This window comes from Streptomyces sp. NPDC030798 (assembly GCF_055572275.1).
This window is the reverse complement of the sequence record NZ_JBVIDR010000010.1, coordinates 219,167-238,587: the sequence shown is the minus strand read 5'-3', so window position 1 is coordinate 238,587 and position 19,421 is coordinate 219,167. Positions and strand designations below refer to the sequence as shown.

The following is a 19,421-nucleotide window of genomic DNA, read 5'->3' as shown; positions in this document are numbered from 1 at the left end:
GGCGGACGATGGTTGTGCGCCTACCCCCGCCTCAGCGCCCCAGACGCCCGCGCACCATACCCACGAGCGAGTTGAGCTCCTCGATCCGCATCCGGCGGGCGGCCACGAAGAAGACACCGAGCAGGACCACGCCACCGGCGATCAGCGCGGCGAAGGAACCCACGACGCCCTGGCCGAGAGTGTGCCCGATGCCGTAGCAGGCCGCACCACTGAGCAGGGCCGCGGGCACCGACGCGATGCCGAGCCGGGCGTAGGTCCTGAGCACCCGGGCACCGTCCAGGTCGCCGCCGAGCCGCTTGCGCAGCCGCCGCCAGGCGACACCCACCCCGATCGCGTAGGCCAGCCCGTAGGAGGCGGCCATGCCGGCGACCGCCCAGCGGGAGGGCAGCACGAGGTAGCAGAGGCCGGAGGCGCCCGCGTTGACCGCCGCCACGATGACGGTGTTGTAGAAGGGGGTCCGGGTGTCTTCGTACGCGTAGAAGGCGCGCAGGACGACGTACTGCACCGAGTACGGGATCAGGCCGAGGCCGAAGGCCATCAGCATGTAGCCCATGTTGGTGGCCTCGCTGGTGCCCGAGGAGCCGAAGATCAGCGTGCACATCGGGATGCCGAGCGAGACGAAGCCGAAGGCGATGGGCACGATGGCCACCGCGGTCGTCCTCAGGCCCTGGGAGATGTCGTCGCGGACGGCACCGCCGTCGCCCTCGGCGGCCGACCGCGAGATCCGCGGCAGCAGCGCGGCCATCAGGGACACCGTGATGATGGCCTGCGGCAGCCCCCAGATCAGCTGGGCGTTGGCGTAGGCGGCGAAGCCGGTGCCCGCGGTGCCGGAGTCCTTGCCGGCCGCCGTGGACAGCTGGGTGACGATCATCGCGCCGGCCTGGTTGGCGAGCACGAACAGCACCGTCCACTTGGCGAGCATCGCGGCCTTGCCCAGGCCGTGGCCCTTCCAGTCGAAGCGCAGCCGGATCCGGAACCCGGTCTCCCGCAGGTACGGGATCATCGCCAGGGCCTGCACGACCAGACCGAGCAGCACACCGACGCCGAGCAGACGCTGCCCCTGCGGCGGGATGCTGGTGACGGTCAGGTGCGAGTGGGCGGCGGTGCCGTAGACCCAGATGAACATGCCGAGCGTCACGATGATGACGACGTTGTTCAGTACCGGGGTCCACATCATCGCGCCGAACTTCCCGCGCGCGTTGAGGATCTGACCCATCACCACGTGGATGCCCATGAAGAAGATCGAGGGCAGGAAGTAGCGGGTGAAGGTGACGGCCACGTCGTTGGCCGCCGGGTTGCTGGCGACCGGGTTCGACAGCATGCGGACCAGCAGCGGCGCCGCGAACATCGCGAGACCGGTCAGCGCGGCCAGGGCCACCATCACGAGGGTCAGCAGCCGGTTGGCGAACGCCTCGCCGCCGTCCTCGTCCTCCTTCATGGCCCGCACCAGCTGCGGCACGAACACGGAGTTCAGGCCGCCGCCGACGGTGAGGATGTAGATCATCGTCGGCAGCTGGTAGGCGACCTGGAAGGAGTCACCGAGGAAGCCCAGCCCCAGCGCCGAGACGATCAGCGCGGAGCGGACGAAGCCGGTGAGCCGGGAGACCATCGTGCCCGCTGCCATGACGGCGCTGGACTTCAGCAGCCCCGAGGCGCGTCCGCCCTTCTTCGCGGCCGGAGCCGCGGGGGCCGCGGGCACGGTCGCCTCGGCGGCGACGGCCGGTCCGGCGGGACCGGGAGCCGCGGCGGGCGCAGGCACGGGAGGCACGGGGGTGTTGCCGGAGGCCGGGGGCCCGGACGGGGAGGCGGACTCGGCGTACGGGTGGCCCTGCTGCGGGCTCTGGGCGTGCGGCGCCGCGTACGGACCCGCGGGGCCCTGTGCAGCGCCGGGCGCGGCCGCCGGGCCCGGAACGGCCGGGGGCTCGACCGGCGAGGCCCCGCCGCCCTGCTGCTGGTCCCGGAAGAGATGCGCGAAGGCGTCCGGCTCGTGGTACTCCTCACCGGAGTGCGTGACCAGGTCGTCCACGCCCACGAACTGCGTCGTACGCGGGTGGTCGCCGTACGGCAGGTGCTGCGTCGCACCGCCCTCCGGCTCCGGCGCCGGGGTCTGTGCCCACACGCGCGGATCGGGGGCGTACGGCGACTGGGCGGGCGGGGCGTACAGCGGCTGCTGCTGCCCGTACGTGCCCGGCGGGGGCGGGGGGTGCGCGGCGCGGTCGTAGAGCGCCTCGGCGACCGGGTCCTGGGCGGACAGGTCCTGTGCCCGGTAGGGGTCCTGGTCGTAGGCGTCCTGGAGGTACATGTCCGCCGCGTGCTGCGGCGGCACCTGGCCGGGCTCGGGCGAGGTCTCGGGGTAGCCCGAGCCGGCCGCGCCCTGGCCGCGGTCACCGTCGTACGGCGCGTTCATGGTTACCCCACCTCATCGTCCCGGGCCACACCGGCCACGACATCGCTCAACGGTCCACTCTCTCACCCGTCCCGGACGGGTCGGTGTTTTCCGGTGCGGTGTCCGGTCCAGGGTCACTCGGCTGCTCCGGGTCGTCTGCCCCGCCGGCGTCGCCGGACTCGTCGGGGAGACGGTCGCCGGGGGCGTCGGGGTTCCCCGGATCGTCGTCCGGGTTCTCCCCCGCGGTGTCGGTGCCGTCCTCGGCCTGGCGGGCGGCCGCTCGCTTGCGCTGGGTGTACATCCGGAAGCCGGCGAGGACGAGCAGGAGCACGCCGCCGCCGATGACCAGCATGACGGTGGGGGTGACCTCGGTGACCTTCACGTCGAAGCTGACGGGGTCGCCGTACGCCTGGCCGTCCTCGGTGTACAGCTGGGCGAACACCGTCACCCGGCCGTTGGCGTTGGCCGACGTGGTGAACTTCACGGACTGGCTGTGCCCGCCGGAGACGTCGACGCGCTGCTCGTCGTAGGCATTGCCGCCGATCTTCAGACGGGTCGGCATGGTCGAGGTGAGCCGCAGGACCAGGTGGCTCACGGGCTGGACGAGGTTGTTCTGGACCGTCACCGGGATGGTGGCGCTGCGTCCGGAGAGCTTGGTCTCGGACTTGTCGATCAGCTTCACCTGGTCGGCGAGATCGTCCAGCCAGGTCTCCACGTCGCCCCGGAAGCTGTCCCCCCGCGCGCTGCGGCCTCGCCACGAGGTGGACATCTCACGGTTTATGGCCCGCCCGAACGGAGTGACCACGCGCGACTGGTCGCTGAGGACCACCTTGAAGTTGTCGAGCTTGTCCTGGGTGCGCGCGATCTGCTCGAAGGCCGTCCTCGGCAGTTCCTGCCTGCGCAGCGACGAGGGGTAGGCGGACGTCGACGGGATGCGCGTGGCGGCGCTCGGGTCGGGCTTGGCCTTGGCCGCCGCGGTGAGGCCCTGCGCCTCGGACCAGGTCCCGTCCTGGAGGGCCTTCACGGCCGTCGCCATCGCCTCTGCCTGGCTCGCCGACGGCATGCGCTGCGGGGCCACCACGATGCTGCGCTCGTGGTCCGTCTGCGCGTTCACCTCCAGGCTCTGGGCCAGGAACTGCTGCACGGCGAGCGTGGCGGAGTCCGCCTTGGTCAGATTGCCCTCGAAGGCCGTGGACAGCCGTGCGTCGGCGACCACCGCCGTCGTACCGCCGCCGACCGGGCGGGCGGCGGACGGGGTGTAGGACAGCCCGGCGGTCTCCTGGAGGCTGTCGCTGCGGGCGATCACCCGGTCGGCCCCGGCGGAGGTGGCGACCTTGATGATCGACGGATCCACGGCGCCGTCCACGGGCCAGGCGAAGTCGGTGCTCGGTGTGACGTGGAGCACTGTCTTCACCGTGATGGCGGCGACGTCGGTGGCGTCCTTGAGGTGGCTGAGGGAGCCGGTGACGCTGGTGCCCTTGTGGGCGAGGGAGGCGAGATCCGGGTCGGCGTAGGGCAGCGCGACGACCTCCTTGCCCGCGACGGCCTTCTGCAGTTTGGCCAGCCACTGCTTGGCGACCGCCTGGTGCGGTCCGGCCGTGGTGGTGCCGTTGTCGCCCGGCAGCCGGTAGCCGCCCGCCATTGCGTCCACCGAGGCCAGCAGGTCCGGGTCGATCACCCAGGTGACGTCGAGGTCCTTGCCCAGGTCCAGCATCTGCGCGAGCCGGCCGCCCGGGGCGATCTCCTTGGCCAGGTCGTCGTTGAGGAACACGGGCGTCTGGAGCTCGCCGGCGCCGGTCCGGGCCGTCATGTGGGCCGTGGAGATCAACGGCCACAGGATCGTCGTCCTGGTCTTCATGTCGGCGTCGGACGGCTGCCACGGCAGGAAGGTCTGCTGGATGCCGAGGACCTGGTCCCAGGACTGGGCGCCGGTCCGGCCGGACAGGGAGACGCCGAACTGGTAGACGCCGTCCTGGTCGAGGTTGAGCTTGTCCACCGGGACCGAGATGCTGAAGTGCTCGGCGACGCCCGGGGCCAGCTTGGGGAACTTCTCCGTGTACTTGCCGCCGATCTCGGAGCCGAGACCGGCCGGGAGCTCGTCGGGGTGCCGGGCGATGGCGTCGATCGCCGAGCGCGTGTTCAGCAGGGGGCCCACGCGCAGGCCCACGTGTGCGGCGGTGACGGTCTGCTTGCTGTTGTTGGTCACCGTGCCCGACACCGTCAGCGTGTCCCCGTCCGTGGGGGCGCTGGGGCTGAGCGAGTCCAGGGCCACGGACACCGTGTCGGAGGAGGCGGCCTGTGCGGGCTCGGCTGCGGGCAGCTGGAGCAGCCCGGCCAGCAGGGGCACACCGGCGAGCAGTGCTCCGGTGCGCCGCAGCCACCGGCGGGCAGGTGAGGCACTGGTCCCCTGGAAGTCAGCCGCCTCGGCCACGCGCTCGCCCGTCCCTCGTCGTGTCAGTGGTCGTCGGAATGTGCGTCCACGCATGGTAACGATGCGCGCTGAGGGGAAGTGCCGCGGTCTGCTCCACAAGATCAGGGAACAGCGGCGACGTGTCCTCTATATCCAGTATCGAGGGAAGCACGGGCCTACGTCGCAAGAGCAGTGCTTGCGCAGGTATGGCGGGAGGCTCCGCTGCCCGTTTATCGAGGCGCCTCCGGCCGTCGGAGCCACGTACCCTCTTCTGTTGTGCCGAACGCCAACGATGACACTCCTTCTGCCCTGAGTCAGGCGCAGCAGCGCGCGGTGAGCGAGCTGCTGCGGGTGGCCCCCGTCGCCGACGACCTCGCCCGCCGCTTCCAGGAGGCGGGGTTCTCCCTCGTCCTGGTCGGCGGCTCGGTCCGCGACGCGCTGCTCGGCCGGCTCGGCAACGACCTGGACTTCACCACCGACGCGCGCCCCGAGGACGTCCTGAAGATCGTCCGGCCCTGGGCGGACGCCGTCTGGGAGGTCGGGATCGCCTTCGGCACCGTCGGGGCGCACAAGAGCGCCCGTGTCGGGGACACCGACGGGCAGTTCCAGATCGAGATCACGACCTACCGGTCGGAGGCGTACGACCGCACCTCCCGCAAGCCGGAGGTGTCGTACGGCGACTCCATCGAGGAGGACCTGGTGCGCCGCGACTTCACGGTCAACGCGATGGCCGTGGCACTGCCGGCGAAGGAGTTCGTCGACCCTCATGGCGGCCTCCAGGACCTCGCGGCCCGGGTGCTGCGCACCCCGGGAACGCCCGAGGACTCGTTCTCGGACGATCCGCTGCGGATGATGCGCGCCGCGCGCTTCGCCGCCCAGCTGGACTTCGAGGTCGCGCCCGAGGTCGTCACCGCGATGACGGAGATGGCCGACCGGATCGAGATCGTCTCGGCGGAGCGGGTCCGTGACGAGCTGAACAAGCTGGTCCTCTCCGATCACCCGCGCAAGGGCCTGACCCTTCTCGTCGACACCGGGCTGGCCGGCCACGTCCTGCCCGAGCTGCCCGCTCTGCGGCTGGAGAGCGACGAGCACCACCGGCACAAGGATGTCTACGAGCACACGTTGATCGTGCTGGAGCAGGCGATCGCGCTGGAGCAGGAGGGCCCCGACCTCACGCTCCGCCTGGCCGCGCTGCTGCACGACATCGGCAAGCCGCGCACGCGCCGCTTCGAGAAGGACGGCCGGGTCTCGTTCCACCACCACGAGATGGTCGGCGCGAAGATGACCAAGAAGCGCATGACGGCCCTGAAGTACTCCAACGAACTGGTGAAGGACGTCTCGCGGCTGGTCGAACTCCACCTGCGCTTCCACGGATACGGCACCGGCGAGTGGACGGACTCGGCGGTGCGCCGCTACGTCCGTGACGCGGGCCCGCTGCTGGACCGGCTGCACAAGCTGACCCGCTCCGACTGCACTACGCGGAACAAGCGGAAGGCGGCCGCGTTGTCGCGGGCCTACGACGGCCTGGAGGAGCGCATCGCCCAGCTGCAGGAGCAGGAGGAGCTGGACGCCATCCGCCCGGATCTGGACGGCAACCAGATCATGGGCATCCTGGGGGTCGGACCGGGCCCTGTCGTGGGCAAGGCGTACAAGCACATGCTGGAGCTGCGCCTGGAGAACGGGCCGATGGAGCACGACGCGGCGGTGGCGGCGCTGAAGGAATGGTGGTCCGAGCAGGACTGAGACCGGGGCTGGGCCGGAACGGCCATGTTTCACGTGAAACATGGCCGGGCCTGTCGAGGGGCCAGGCGTTCTCACGAGGGGCGCGATGTTTCACGTGAAACATCGCGCCCCTCGCCGTCTCGGCGCCCTTCGCAACGTGCCATGGCGACGGCGACCCCGGCATAGAGCAGGGCGACGAGAAGCACCAGCACCACCGAGCGACCGTCCGGTGGGAGCATCAGCGCGGCCACTCCGGCGGCTCCGACGAAAGCCACGTTGAAGAGGACGTCGTACACGGAGAAGATCCGGCCGCGGAAGCCGTCCTCGACGGACGCCTGGATGATCGTGTCCGTGGCGATCTTGGCTCCCTGGGTGACCAGCCCCAGGACGAACGCGGCCACGAGAAGGGGGCCGGTGGTGAACGGCAGGCCGAGGGCGGGCTCCAGCACCGCGGCCGTGCCGGAACACACCATGATCCAGCGACCCGGTCCGAGCCGTCCTGCTGCCGACGGTGTCACGACGGCTGCCGCGAAGAAACCCGCGCTGGACACCGCCAGCGCGAGGCCGAGCAGTCGGAGCCCGGCCTCGGGGGTCGCGGAGAGGGTGTATCGGCACAGCATGAGCAGCAGCACCAGGAGCGCGCCGTAGCAGAAGCGCATCAGAGTCATCGCGGTGAGAGCCCATGCTGCTTGCCGGCGTCGGGGCGCCGCCAGATGTCGGACGGCCGCGAACAGATCACGTGCGGTCTCCGCGAGCGCGCTCCGCAGCCGGGGCTGCGTCGGCTCTCGGTCGGGGCCGAGCAGCGCGGGGGCCATGCTCAGCGAGGCCAGCGCCGCGCACAGATACAGGAAGGCGCCGAGCAGTACCACCGCGGCATCGGAGTCCGACGCCACCAGGCGCACAGCAAAGGCGAGGCCGCCGCCGGCGGTGGCCGCGAGTGTTCCGGCGGTCGGGGAGAGGGAGTTGGCCAGCACCAGACGCTGGGTGTCGACCACGCGCGGAAGCGCGGCGGACAGTCCGGCGAGCACGAAGCGGTTGACGGCCGTGACGCACAGCGCCGAGACGTAGAACAGCCAGTCCGGCACTTGGCCGGCCATCAGAACGGCGGTGGCGGCCGCCAGCAGCGCGCGCAGCAGATTGCCGTACACGAAGACCTGGCGCCGCCGCCAGCGGTCCAGCAGGACACCGGCGAAGGGGCCGACCAGGGAGTAAGGGAGCAGCAGGACCGCCATCGCGGAGGCGATGGCCGCGGCCGAGGTCTGTTTCTCCGGGGAGAAGACGACGTAGGCGGCGAGCGCGACCTGGTAGACGCCGTCGGCGCCCTGAGAGAGGAGACGCACGGACAGCAGGCGTCGGAAGTCCCGCAGGCGCAGCAGGACGCGCAGGTCACGGACGACGGGCATGGGCCCCAGCCTCACATATGCAGAGGGTCCCCGGGTCGGGAACCCGGGGACCCTCAGGCCCTGGCAGGAGCGTTCTCGTGCGAGCGGCGACTGTGGCGGCCCGTGCCGGGTCGGGCTAGCGCTCGACCTCGCCGCGGATGAACTTCTCGACGTTCTCGCGGGCCTCGTCGTCGAAGTACTGGACCGGCGGGGACTTCATGAAGTACGAGGACGCGGACAGGATCGGGCCACCGATGCCCCGGTCCTTGGCGATCTTCGCGGCGCGCAGGGCGTCGATGATGACACCCGCGGAGTTCGGGGAGTCCCAGACCTCGAGCTTGTACTCCAGGTTCAGCGGGACGTCACCGAAGGCGCGGCCCTCGAGGCGGACGTAGGCCCACTTGCGGTCGTCCAGCCAGGCCACGTAGTCGGACGGGCCGATGTGGACGTTCTTCTCGCCGAGGTCCCGGTCGGGGATCTGGGAGGTGACGGCCTGCGTCTTGGAGATCTTCTTGGACTCCAGGCGCTCGCGCTCGAGCATGTTCTTGAAGTCCATGTTGCCGCCGACGTTCAGCTGCATCGTGCGGTCCAGGATGACACCGCGGTCCTCGAACAGCTTCGCCATGACGCGGTGCGTGATGGTGGCGCCGACCTGCGACTTGATGTCGTCACCGACGATCGGCACACCGGCCTCGGTGAACTTGTCGGCCCACTCCTTGGTGCCGGCGATGAAGACCGGGAGGGCGTTGACGAAGGCGACCTTGGCGTCGATGGCGCACTGGGCGTAGAACTTCGCCGCGTCCTCGGAACCCACGGGCAGGTAGCAGACCAGGACGTCGACCTGCTTGTCCTTCAGGATCTGGACGACGTCGACCGGCTCGGCGTCCGACTCCTCGATGGTCTGGCGGTAGTACTTGCCGAGGCCGTCGAGGGTGTGGCCGCGCTGGACGGTGACACCGGTGGAGGGGACGTCGCAGATCTTGATGGTGTTGTTCTCGGAGGCGCCGATCGCGTCCGCGAGGTCGAGGCCGACCTTCTTGGCGTCGACGTCGAACGCGGCGACGAACTCGACGTCACGTACGTGGTAGTCACCGAACTGCACGTGCATCAGGCCGGGGACCTTGGACGCCGGGTCGGCGTCCTTGTAGTACTCGACTCCCTGCACCAGCGAGGCGGCGCAGTTGCCCACGCCGACGATGGCTACGCGAACCGAACCCATTCCGGTTGCTCCCTGTGTGTACGAGTGAGGCCCTGACTGGGTCTCACGTGGCGGTGTCGCCGGGCGTATCCGTCCCGGAGGTGTCTCCGGGACGGGGCAGGCCGCCCGTCGATCCATGTGTGGTGTCCTGCTGAGCGGACCCCCCGGACGCGGAACCTCGCAGGTCCCGCCCGGCCCGCTCGCTCTCGATGAGCTCGTTCAGCCAGCGCACTTCGCGCTCCACGGACTCCATCCCGTGGCGCTGGAGCTCGAGCGTGTAGTCGTCGAGGCGCTCCCGCGTGCGTACCAGGGAGGAGCGCATCTTCTCCAGGCGCTCCTCCAGGCGGCTGCGCCGTCCCTCCAGCACGCGCATGCGCACATCACGCGACGTCTGCCCGAAGAAGGCGAAGCGTGCGGCGAAGTGCTCGTCCTCGTATGCGTCGGGACCGGTCTGCGAGAGCAGCTCCTCGAAGTGTTCCTTACCTTCGGCCGTCAACCGGTAGACGATTTTCGCGCGGCGCCCGGCGAGGGGAGCGGCGAGGGCGTCCTCATGAGTGCTGCCCGGTTCCTCGATCAACCAGCCGTTGGCGACCAGCGTCTTGAGGCAGGGGTACAGGGTCCCGTAGCTGAACGCACGGAACACACCCAGGGACGTGTTGAGTCGTTTGCGCAGCTCATAGCCGTGCATCGGGGACTCGCGCAGCAGACCGAGGACGGCGAACTCCAGGATGCCGGAACGCCGGCTCATGATCGCCTCCTCTCGGACCACTGCGTCTTTATCTCGCTCTGATGTATCGACTCGATACATCACGACGATAGAACGGCCTTCCGCGTGCGACAAGGGGGAGGACGGTGAACGGGATCACATCACCGATTCGTAGGAGGCGAGTTGCCTGTTTTGGGGTGAACTTCGGGGCTCGGCGGGTTTTGGTGGTGCGTAGTCTGTGCGGCATGCACACCACCGGGAACCAAGTGACGACTGGGGAGCGTCGTGGTCCTCGGTGCAGTACGGGTGAATGCAGGACCGACCACATCCGTACTTCGGGGGGACCGGAAACCAGCCGCCGTTCCAGGCGCGCAAGGGTGCGCCTGCCCGAGGAGTAATCGTTCGATGAGCGAGCACCGTCGCAAACCGCCGCAGCCGCAGGGAGGCGGACGTGCCGCGGCCCGACGCGGTCAGTCCGGCTCGTCCTCCGGCCGCCGTGCGGCACCGCGAGGCGCCACCGGGTCCTCAGCCGACTCCTATGGGTCCCCTTCCTATGGGTCGGACTCCAACGGCTCGGGGGGTGAGGGACGAACCTACGGCGGCCGCGCCGACGCCCGCCGAGCGGCGCAGAGAGGCGGCGGCCGGCGCCGCGCCGCCGACAACGTGGGGCCGGGCGGGCGGCGCGGCGGTCCGGGCGGACCGAGTGGCCCGGGGCGGGGCCGGGGCCGTGCGGCGGGGCCCCAGAAGAAGCGGCTGATCGACTATCCCCGGTACGACAAGTACGGCTGGCACCGGTGGGTGCCTTCCTGGAAGCTCGTCTCCGGGCTGTGCATCACGTTCCTCGGCGGCCTCGTCGCGATGGTCGGCATCGGCTTCGCGATGGTGCAGGTCCCCAGTGAGAACCTCGCCGCCAAGTCTCAGAACAACGTCTACTACTGGGCCAACGGCAGCCAGATGGTGGCCACGGGCACCGGCGTGAACCGCCAGAACGTCACGATCGACAAGATCCCCGACGCCATGCAGTGGGCCGTGATCTCGGCGGAGAACAAGAGCTTCTACGAGGACTCCGGCGTCGACCCGATGGGCATCGCACGAGCCCTGGCCAACATGGCGCGCGGCGGTCAGACCCAGGGTGGTTCGACGATCACCCAGCAGTTCGTGAAGAACACGTACCTCAGCCAGGACCAGACGCTGACCCGCAAGTTCAAGGAGATGTTCATCTCCATCAAGGTGGGGGCGAAGTTCACCAAGCCGCAGATCCTGCAGGGCTACCTGAACACCTCCTACTACGGCCGCGGCGCCTACGGCATCCAGGCCGCCGCACACACCTACTTCGGCGTCGACGCGGTCAAGCTCCAGCCGAGCCAGTGTGCCTTCCTGGCGGCGCTGCTGAAGGGTCCCACGTACTACGACCCCGCCGGCAACACCGACCTCGACAAGAGCGCCACCCCCGAGGCCAACCGCAAGCGGTCCCAGGAACGCTGGGCCTGGATCCTCGGCGAGATGCACAAGGACAAGCGCATCACCGACGCCGAGTACCAGAAGGCCATCAGCAAGTACCCGGAGCCCCAGGGCCGCAAGGCGACCAAGGGCATGACCGGCCAGATCAGCTACCTGGTCGACACGGCGAAGAAGTACGTCCTGAACCACTCCCACATCTCGGAGCAGGAGTTCGACAAGGGCGGCTTCCAGGTCTACACGACCTTCGAGAAGGACAAGGTCGACGAACTCAGCGCGGCCGTGAAGAAGATCCAGAAGGCCCGCCTGCACCCCAAGACCGAGCCCAGGGACAAATACGTCCAGTTCGGCGCGGCGTCGGTGGAGCCCAACAACGGCGCCATCGTGGCCCTCTACGGCGGTGACGGCTACGAGAACGGCCACTTCACCAACAACGCCGACACCTCCGGTGTCCCCGTCGGTTCTACGTGGAAGCCGTTCGTGCTCGCCGCGGCCATGAAGTACGGCACCTACAAGTCCGACGGCGTGGGGGTCTCACCCCTGAGCAAGTACAACGGCAACGACCATCTCAAGGTGAGAAAGCCGGACGGGTCGTTCTACCTGAACAAGGACAACTCCTTCTTCTTCCAGAAGAACGAGAGTCCCCACAAATGGGGCTACATCACCCTGCGCAAGGCGATGGAGCAGTCCATCAACACCCCGTTCGTGCAGCTCGGCGTCGATGTGGGCATGACGAAGGTCCGCGACACCGCCCAGGCGGCCGGCATCCTCCCCCTGAGCATGTCGCAGGACCTCAACCCGTCGTTCGCCATCGGTACGTCAACGCCCAGTGCGATCCGCATGGCCGACGCCTACGCGACCTTCGCCGCGTCCGGCATGCAGACGGACCCGTACTCCGTGGTCTCCGTCAAGAAGGACGGTGTGGACCAGCCCGGCTTCGACAAGCCCAAGGCCAAGCAGGCGATCGACCCGGACGTGGCCAACAACGTCACCGACGTCCTGGAGAACGTCATCCAGAACGGTACGGGTCAGAACGCCAAGGCGCTGGGCCGTGTGGCGGCGGGCAAGACCGGTACCACCGACAAGAACAAGTCGGCCTGGTTCGTCGGTTACACCCGGCAGCTGTCGACGTCGGTGGCGATGTTCCGGGAGAACCCCAAGGACCACAAGCTGCTCTCCATGAACGGCACGGCCGGTGTGGACTCCATCCACGGTGGTGACATCCCGACCTCGGTGTGGACCGAGTACATGAAGGCCGCGCTGCAGGGCAAGAACGACCTCGGCTTCCCGGACGCCACCAAGATCGGCGAAGTCCAGGACGAGCCGGGCGCGCCCTCGCCGACCCCGTCGGTCACCATCACCCCGAGCGAGACGCCGAGCAACTCGCCCAGCCCGTCACCGAGCGTAACCACCCCCTCTCCGTCACCGTCGCCGAGCGATACCTGCCAGTTCGGCTGGGGCAACTGCGGCCCCACCGGGGGTACGGACACCGGTGGGACGGACGGAGGCCCGACCGGCACACCGACGGCCACGGACACGACCGGAACCGGCAACTCGAGAGGCAACGGCAACGGCGGCCTCTTCGCAGGCCAGACCGGCTAGCCCGGTGGTCTGACCGGTAGGCGGCCATATGGCCCGGCACGGGTGTTTCACGTGAAACATGGGCCGCCGCACCCACGAGGTGCGGCGGCCCTCGGCGTATTCCCAGACAGGTACGGCAGGATGGCCCCATGCCCAGTGCAGAAATGACGCCCGCGGGCGTGCACGAGCCCGAGCCCGTGCGGTCCGCCCCGGCAGAACCGGTGCGGCCGACCAAGGAGGACGAGGTCGCCGCGGCCGGGAGTGAGCTGATCGGCGGTCCCATGGGGCGCCGCGCCCTGCTGGGGACGTCCTGGTGGACCCCTCTGCGGGTGGTCACGATCGTGGCCATCGGCATGTTCGCCCTCGGCCTCGTCCAGAAGGCACCGTGCTACGACAGTGCCTGGTTCTTCGGGGCGAGCTCGCAGTACACGCATGCCTGCTACTCGGACATCCCGCACCTCTACCAGGGGCGCGGTTTCGCCGACGGACTGGTGCCGTACTTCGACAAGCTCCCCGGCGACATGGACTACCTCGAATACCCGGTGCTGACCGGCGTGTTCATGGAGGTCGCCGCGTGGCTCACGCCGGGCAGCGGCAGCATGCAGCACCAGGAGCAGTGGTACTGGTTCGTCAACGCCGGGATGCTGATGGCGTGCGCGGCCGTCATCGCCGTCTGCGTGACCCGTACCCACCGCCGGCGTCCCTGGGACGGCCTGCTGGTCGCCCTGGCGCCCGCTTTCGCGCTGACCGCCACCATCAACTGGGACCTGCTCGCGGTGGCCCTGACGGCCGCCGCGATGCTGATGTGGTCGCGGGGCCGTGCCCTCGCCTTCGGAATCCTCCTCGGGCTCGCCACGGCCGCGAAGCTCTATCCGGTCTTCCTGCTCGCCCCGCTGCTGGTGCTGTGCTGGCGAGCCGGCAAGTGGCGCGAGTACGCCCAGGCCGTGGGCGGCGCGGTGGTCGCCTGGCTCGTGGTGAACCTGCCGGTGATGCTCCTCGCCTTCCCGGGCTGGTCGAAGTTCTACACGTTCAGCCAGGAGCGCGGCATCGACTTCGGCTCCTTCTGGCTGATCTGGGCGCAGAACTCCAGCAACCCGCCCACCACCGACTTCGTGAACACCACTGCCTCCGTGCTGGTGGTGCTGTGCTTCCTCGGCATCGCCGCGCTGACGCTCACCGCTCCGCGCCGGCCGCGCTTCGCGCAGCTCGCCTTCCTGATGGTGGCGGCCTTCATCGTCACCAACAAGGTCTACTCCCCCCAGTACGTCCTGTGGCTCGTGCCGCTCGCGGTCCTCGCCCGGCCCAAGTGGCGGGACTTCCTGATCTGGCAGGCGTGCGAGGTGACGTACTTCCTGGGCATCTGGATGTACCTCGCCTACACGACCAGCGGTGACGCGCACAAGGGGCTGCCGACGCAGGGCTACCACTGGGCGATCGCGGTGCACCTGCTGGGCACGCTGTACCTGTGCGCCGTGATCGTGCGGGACATCCTGATGCCCGAGCGGGACGTGGTGCGCAGGTCCGGCGACGACGACCCCTCGGGCGGGGTGCTCGACGGCGCCGAAGACGTGTTCGTGCTCGGCGCGGCCGCCCATCCGCCCCGGCACGCGGCGCACTTCGACGCGCCGCAGGTGGACTGGGGAAGGCCGGACGCGTCGCCGTACGAGGACCGTTCGCTCTGAGCGAACGTTCCCGCTACGGCAGGCATCAGGAAGACGAGGCGGATATGAGCAAGGCCGTGCACGGCGTGTGCACGGCCTTCGCTCTGATGCGGTCCAGCAGGTCCTAGCGGTCCACGAGACGGTCGTACTGCGTGGTCGTGTGCCGCAGATGGGCCACCAGCTCGTCACCGACCTTCGGCTCCGGCGCGTCGGCGGGCACGAACAGGATCGACACCTGCATGTGCGGCGGCTCGGCGAACCAGCGCTGCTTGCCGCCCCAGACGAACGGCGAAAGGTTCCGGTTGACCGTGGCGAGGCCGGCGCGTGCGACGCCCTTGGCGCGCGGCATGACGCCGTGCAGGGCCTTCGGGGCCTCCAGGCCCACCCCGTGCGACGTACCGCCCGCCACGACCACCAGGAAGCCGTCCGAGGCCGCCTTCTGCTGCCGGTAACCGAACCGGTCGCCCTTGGCCACCCGCGTGACGTCCAGAACGGCGCCGCGGTACTCGGTGGCATCGTGGTCCCCCAGCCACAGCCGCGTGCCGATGCGGGCACGGAACAGGGTCTGCGGGAACTGCTGCTGGAGCCGGGCGAGTTCCTCGGCCTTGAGGTGGCTGACGAACATGGTGTGCAGCGGCAGCCGGGCCGCGCGCAGCCGGTCCATCCAACCGATGACCTCCTCGACGGCGTCCGAGCCGTCGGTGCGGTCCAGCGGCAGGTGGATGGCGAAGCCCTCCAGCCGGACATTCTCGATGGCCTGGTGCAGCTGCGGCAGTTCATGCTCGCTGATGCCGTGCCGCTTCATCGAGGACATCACCTCGATGACGACGCGGGCTCCCACGAGGCCGTACACCCCGTCGACCGACGACACCGAGCGGACCACCCGGTCCGGCAGCGGCACGGGCTCCTCGCCTCGCCGGTACGGCGTCAGCACCAGCAGGTCACCGCCGAAGAAGTCCTTGATGCGCGCGGCCTCGTAGGTCGTGCCGACGGCCAGCAGGTCCGCACCGAGCCGCGTGGCCTCCTCCGCCAGCCGGTCGTGCCCGAAGCCGTAGCCGTTGCCCTTGCAGACCGGGACCAGTCCCGGGAACTGCTCCTGCACGTGCTTGTGGTGCGCCCGCCAGCGCGCGGTGTCGACGTAGAGCGTGAGCGCCATGGCCGGACCCGGAACCTTTCTCGTGGCTGCGGTGTAGCAGAGGGGTGAGTGCTGTGAAGGCTATGGAATCAAACGCCCGCGCCTCAGCGGCGCGACATGTAGATGTCGAGCGCCTTGTGGAGCAGCTTGTTCAGCGGGAAGTCCCATTCGCCCAGGTACTCGGCCGCCTGGCCACCCGTGCCGACCTTGAACTGGATCAGACCGAAGAGGTGGTCCGTCTCGTCCAGCGAGTCGGAGATGCCGCGCAGGTCGTAGACGGTGGCGCCGAGGGCGTACGCGTCGCGCAGCATCCGCCACTGCATGGCGTTGGAGGGGCGGACCTCGCGGCCGATGTTGTCGGAGGCGCCGTAGGAGTACCAGACGTGCCCGCCGACGATCAGCATCGTCGCGGCGGAGAGGTTCACGCCGTTGTGGCGGGCGAAGTACAGCCGCATGCGGTTGGGGTCCTCGGTGTTGAGGGCCGTCCACATGCGCTGGAAGTACGACAGCGGGCGGGGCCGGAAGTGGTCGCGCACAGCCGTGATCTCGTACAGGCGCTGCCATTCCTCAAGGTCCTGGTAGCCGCCCTGGACGACCTCGACGCCGGCCTTCTCGGCCTTCTTGATGTTGCGGCGCCACAGCTGGTTGAAGTTCTTGTGGACCTCTTCCAGGGACCGGTTGGCCAGCGGCACCTGGAAGACGTAGCGGGGCTGCACGTCGCCGAAGCCGGCCCCGCCGTCCTCGCCCTGCTGCCAGCCCATGCGGCGCAGCTTGTCGGCGACCTCGAAGGCGCGCGGCTCGATGAAGTCGGCCTCCAGGTCGCGCAGGCGCTTCACGTCCGGGCTCTGGATGCCCTTCTTGATGGTCTCCGAGTGCCAGCGGCGGATGATCACCGGCGGGCCCATCTTCACGGAGAAGGCACCCTGCTGCTTGAGGTGTGCCAGCATCGGCTGGATCCAGTCGTCCAGGTTCGGCGCGAACCAGTTGATGACCGGGCCCTCGGGCAGATAGGCGAGGTAGCGCTTGATCTTGGGCAGCTGGCGGTAGAGGACCAGGCCGGCGCCGACCAGCTGGCCGCTCCTGTCGAACCAGCCGAGGCTCTCCGAGCGCCACTCCGCCTTCACATCGGCCCAGGCCGGGACCTGCATGTGGCTCGCCGACGGAAGGCTCTGGATGTAGGCCAGATGTTCCTCGCGGCTGATGGTCCTCAGGGTCAGGCTCATGTCGGGGCGCTCCTCGGGCTGGTGTGTCCCCATGGGTACAGGGGCTCCGGCTCTCGCGCCGAAGCCTACTGCGCCTCGCGCGCGCCCCGACTGGGCGTACGGCACCTTCGCCCCGGCGGCGAACCGCCGGGGCGCCTTCGCGGTGTGGGGCAGGTGCGGCCGGGAAGGCCCGGAGGGTCAGCCGATGAGCCCGCCGAACAGTCCGCCGTGTGCCATGCCGATCAGGAAGCCGATACCGGAGGCACCGAGACCCAGGATCAGTCCGAAGCGTTCCCGCGTGGTCACGGAGATCCACTGCCCGTACGCGCCGACGAAGAGCCCGATCAGGCCGGCCCAGGACGTGATCAGGTGAAGGCCGTGGAAGAAGCTGGTGATGAAGGACAGCAAGCCCAGGACCAGCGTCACGGCCATCAGGGTGTCCTGGAGCGGATGGGGCTTGCCGTCGGTGGCGAAGAGGGATCCGGCGGTGTTGGGTCGCAATGCCTGCTGTGCCATGAGGCACCTCCTGCGGATCGCGGCGCACTGTAGCGCCTTACACACCCGATGTGTACAGATTGGCGGCCTTCACCGCCGGATTTCAACCGCACGCGGGTGTGCAGGTAGTCTGTACCGTCTGCACCGGTGTCTGCCCAGGCCTGCCCAAGGCAACACTGCCGTCACCTCACGGGTTCCCGTCGGGAGCCCCGATTGTCAGTGGCGGCCGATACCGTTGCGTACGCATCACAACCCTCCTGCCACGGAACGACCGTGGCCGCTGAGTCCAAAGGAGGTGGGTTCCACATGCGTCACTACGAGGTGATGGTCATCCTCGACCCCGATCTCGAGGAGCGTGCGGTCTCCCCGCTGATCGAGAACTTCCTGTCCGTCGTCCGTGATGGCGGCGGCAAGGTGGAGAAGGTCGACACCTGGGGCCGTCGTCGTCTCTCGTACGAGATCAAGAAGAAGCCCGAGGGCATCTACTCGGTCATCGACCTGCAGGCCGAGCCTGCGGTCGTCAAGGAGCTCGACCGCCAGATGAACCTGAACGAGTCGGTCCTCCGGACCAAGGTCCTCCGTCCCGAGACCCACTGAGCTCTCCCGCTCAGCTGATCCCGGGATTCGAGTAGCAGCAACCAAGCAGCCAGAGCAAACCCGCCGAGAGGTTCCCCATGGCAGGCGAGACCGTCATCACGGTCGTCGGCAATCTTGTCGACGACCCCGAGCTGCGCTTCACCCCGTCCGGTGCGGCGGTCGCGAAGTTCCGCGTCGCGTCCACTCCCCGCACCTTCGACCGCCAGACGAACGAGTGGAAGGACGGCGAGAGCCTGTTCCTGACCTGCTCGGTCTGGCGTCAGGCGGCGGAGAACGTCGCCGAGTCGCTCCAGCGAGGCATGCGCGTCATCGTGCAGGGCCGGCTGAAGCAGCGGTCCTACGAGGACCGTGAGGGCGTCAAGCGAACGGTCTACGAGCTGGACGTCGAGGAAGTCGGCGCCAGCCTGCGCAACGCCACGGCCAAGGTCACCAAGACCGCCGGCGGTGGCGCGCGTGGTGGCCAGGGCGGTTACGGCGGTGGCGGCCAGCAGGGCGGCGGCTGGGGCGGCGGCCCCGGTGGTGGCCAGCAGGGCGGCGCTCCGGCCGACGACCCGTGGGCGACCGGTGCTCCCGCCGGTGGCAACCAGGGCGGTGGCGGCTGGGGCGGAGGCTCCGGCGGCGGTGGCGGCTACTCGGACGAGCCCCCCTTCTAAAGGGCTCGCATCCCCCCTTCTTGATCACACAGGAGAAACACCATGGCGAAGCCGCCTGTGCGCAAGCCGAAGAAGAAGGTCTGCGCTTTCTGCAAGGACAAGGTCACGTACGTGGACTACAAGGACACGAACATGCTGCGGAAGTTCATTTCCGACCGCGGCAAGATCCGTGCCCGCCGCGTGACCGGCAACTGCACGCAGCACCAGCGTGACGTCGCCACGGCCGTCAAGAACAGCCGTGAGATGGCGCTGCTGCCCTACACGTCCACCGCGCGATAAGGGAAGGGTGACCGACACATGAAGATCATCCTCACCCACGAGGTCTCCGGCCTCGGTGCCGCGGGCGACGTCGTCGACGTCAAGGACGGTTACGCTCGCAACTACCTCATCCCGCGGAAGTTCGCTATCCGCTGGACCAAGGGTGGCGAGAAGGACGTCGAGCAGATCCGTCGTGCTCGCAAGATCCACGAGATCCAGACCATCGAGCAGGCCAACCAGGTCAAGGCCCAGCTCGAGGGCGTGAAGGTCCGCCTGGCCGTCCGCTCCGGCGACGCCGGCCGTCTCTTCGGTTCCGTCACCCCGGCCGACATCGCTTCCGCGATCAAGGCCTCCGGTGGCCCCGAGGTTGACAAGCGCCGCATCGAGCTGTCGGCTCCGATCAAGACGCTGGGCGCCCACGAGACGTCCGTGCGTCTGCACCCCGAGGTTGCCGCCAAGGTCAACATCGAGGTCGTCGCGGCCTGACGTTCGGCTCGAGCAGCTCTGAAAGGGGCCGCACCCTCATGGGTGCGGCCCCTTTCGCATGACCGGAGAGGTCGTGTTTCACGTGAAACGG

15 protein-coding genes are annotated in these 19,421 nt (G+C 69.0%); 7 read left to right on the top strand and 8 right to left on the bottom strand.

The genetic code is table 11. From position 1 onward, the window contains the following. Positions 1-31 precede the first annotated feature (31 nt). Both murJ and ACZ404_RS23840 read right to left on the bottom strand, forming a co-directional pair. A complete protein-coding gene (gene murJ / locus ACZ404_RS23845; protein WP_468443028.1) occupies positions 32-2,407 on the bottom strand; it encodes a murein biosynthesis integral membrane protein MurJ in 2,376 nt (791 codons plus the stop codon). Between the two features lie 46 nt (positions 2,408-2,453). Then, complete coding sequence (locus tag ACZ404_RS23840; protein ID WP_468443026.1) at positions 2,454-4,817, bottom strand: DUF6049 family protein; 2,364 nt, start codon at positions 4,815-4,817, stop codon at positions 2,454-2,456. A 255-nt stretch (positions 4,818-5,072) separates the two neighbouring features. On the opposite strand from ACZ404_RS23840, the gene ACZ404_RS23835 reads away from it, so the two are divergent. After that, a complete protein-coding gene (locus ACZ404_RS23835; RefSeq protein ID WP_468443024.1) occupies positions 5,073-6,539 on the top strand; it encodes a CCA tRNA nucleotidyltransferase in 1,467 nt (488 codons plus the stop codon). A 71-nt stretch (positions 6,540-6,610) separates the two neighbouring features. Here the strand turns inward: ACZ404_RS23835 and ACZ404_RS23830 are convergent, their stop codons facing one another. The 3 genes from ACZ404_RS23830 to ACZ404_RS23820 form a co-directional block, all read right to left on the bottom strand. Continuing rightward, a complete protein-coding gene (locus ACZ404_RS23830) occupies positions 6,611-7,921 on the bottom strand; it encodes an MFS transporter (protein ID WP_468443022.1) in 1,311 nt (436 codons plus the stop codon). A gap of 115 nt (positions 7,922-8,036) precedes the next feature. Further along, positions 8,037-9,119, bottom strand: a complete 1,083-nt coding sequence (locus tag ACZ404_RS23825) for an inositol-3-phosphate synthase (RefSeq protein ID WP_366010320.1) — start codon at positions 9,117-9,119, stop codon at positions 8,037-8,039. 43 nt (positions 9,120-9,162) lie between these two features. Continuing rightward, the gene (locus tag ACZ404_RS23820) at positions 9,163-9,846 is read right to left on the bottom strand and encodes a PadR family transcriptional regulator (RefSeq protein ID WP_468443020.1); all 684 of its coding nucleotides are present in this window, start codon (positions 9,844-9,846) and stop codon (positions 9,163-9,165) included. Between the two features lie 363 nt (positions 9,847-10,209). Between ACZ404_RS23820 and ACZ404_RS23815 the strand changes: the two genes are divergently transcribed. Together ACZ404_RS23815 and ACZ404_RS23810 are read left to right on the top strand one after the other, a co-directional pair. Further along, positions 10,210-12,864 (top strand): transglycosylase domain-containing protein, encoded by a 2,655-nt coding sequence (locus ACZ404_RS23815; RefSeq protein ID WP_468443019.1) that lies wholly within the window; start codon positions 10,210-10,212, stop codon positions 12,862-12,864. Positions 12,865-12,992: 128 nt separating this feature from the next. Beyond that, a complete protein-coding gene (locus ACZ404_RS23810) occupies positions 12,993-14,525 on the top strand; it encodes a glycosyltransferase family 87 protein (RefSeq protein ID WP_468443017.1) in 1,533 nt (510 codons plus the stop codon). Between the two features lie 103 nt (positions 14,526-14,628). Here ACZ404_RS23810 and ACZ404_RS23805 read toward each other — a convergent pair whose 3' ends face one another. From ACZ404_RS23805 to ACZ404_RS23795, 3 genes are all read right to left on the bottom strand, one after another. After that, positions 14,629-15,660, bottom strand: coding sequence for an alanine racemase (locus ACZ404_RS23805; RefSeq protein WP_468443015.1), 1,032 nt, complete (start codon positions 15,658-15,660; stop codon positions 14,629-14,631). Positions 15,661-15,743: 83 nt separating this feature from the next. After that, a complete protein-coding gene (locus tag ACZ404_RS23800; protein WP_468443013.1) occupies positions 15,744-16,862 on the bottom strand; it encodes a lipid II:glycine glycyltransferase FemX in 1,119 nt (372 codons plus the stop codon). 177 nt (positions 16,863-17,039) lie between these two features. Continuing rightward, positions 17,040-17,357, bottom strand: coding sequence for a hypothetical protein (locus ACZ404_RS23795; protein WP_468443011.1), 318 nt, complete (start codon positions 17,355-17,357; stop codon positions 17,040-17,042). A 285-nt stretch (positions 17,358-17,642) separates the two neighbouring features. On the opposite strand from ACZ404_RS23795, the gene rpsF reads away from it, so the two are divergent. From rpsF to rplI, 4 genes are all read left to right on the top strand, one after another. Continuing rightward, entirely contained in the window at positions 17,643-17,933 is a 291-nt protein-coding gene (gene rpsF, locus ACZ404_RS23790) for a 30S ribosomal protein S6 (protein WP_004985983.1), read from the top strand. Positions 17,934-18,010: 77 nt separating this feature from the next. Next, positions 18,011-18,586 carry a single-stranded DNA-binding protein gene (locus tag ACZ404_RS23785; protein ID WP_468443009.1) on the top strand — a complete coding sequence of 192 codons (576 nt, stop codon included), beginning with the start codon at positions 18,011-18,013 and terminating at the stop codon, positions 18,584-18,586. Positions 18,587-18,628: 42 nt separating this feature from the next. Beyond that, the gene (rpsR, locus tag ACZ404_RS23780) at positions 18,629-18,865 is read left to right on the top strand and encodes a 30S ribosomal protein S18 (protein WP_003949403.1); all 237 of its coding nucleotides are present in this window, start codon (positions 18,629-18,631) and stop codon (positions 18,863-18,865) included. Positions 18,866-18,883: 18 nt separating this feature from the next. Then, a complete protein-coding gene (gene rplI / locus ACZ404_RS23775) occupies positions 18,884-19,330 on the top strand; it encodes a 50S ribosomal protein L9 (RefSeq protein ID WP_189984877.1) in 447 nt (148 codons plus the stop codon). Positions 19,331-19,421 lie beyond the last annotated feature (91 nt).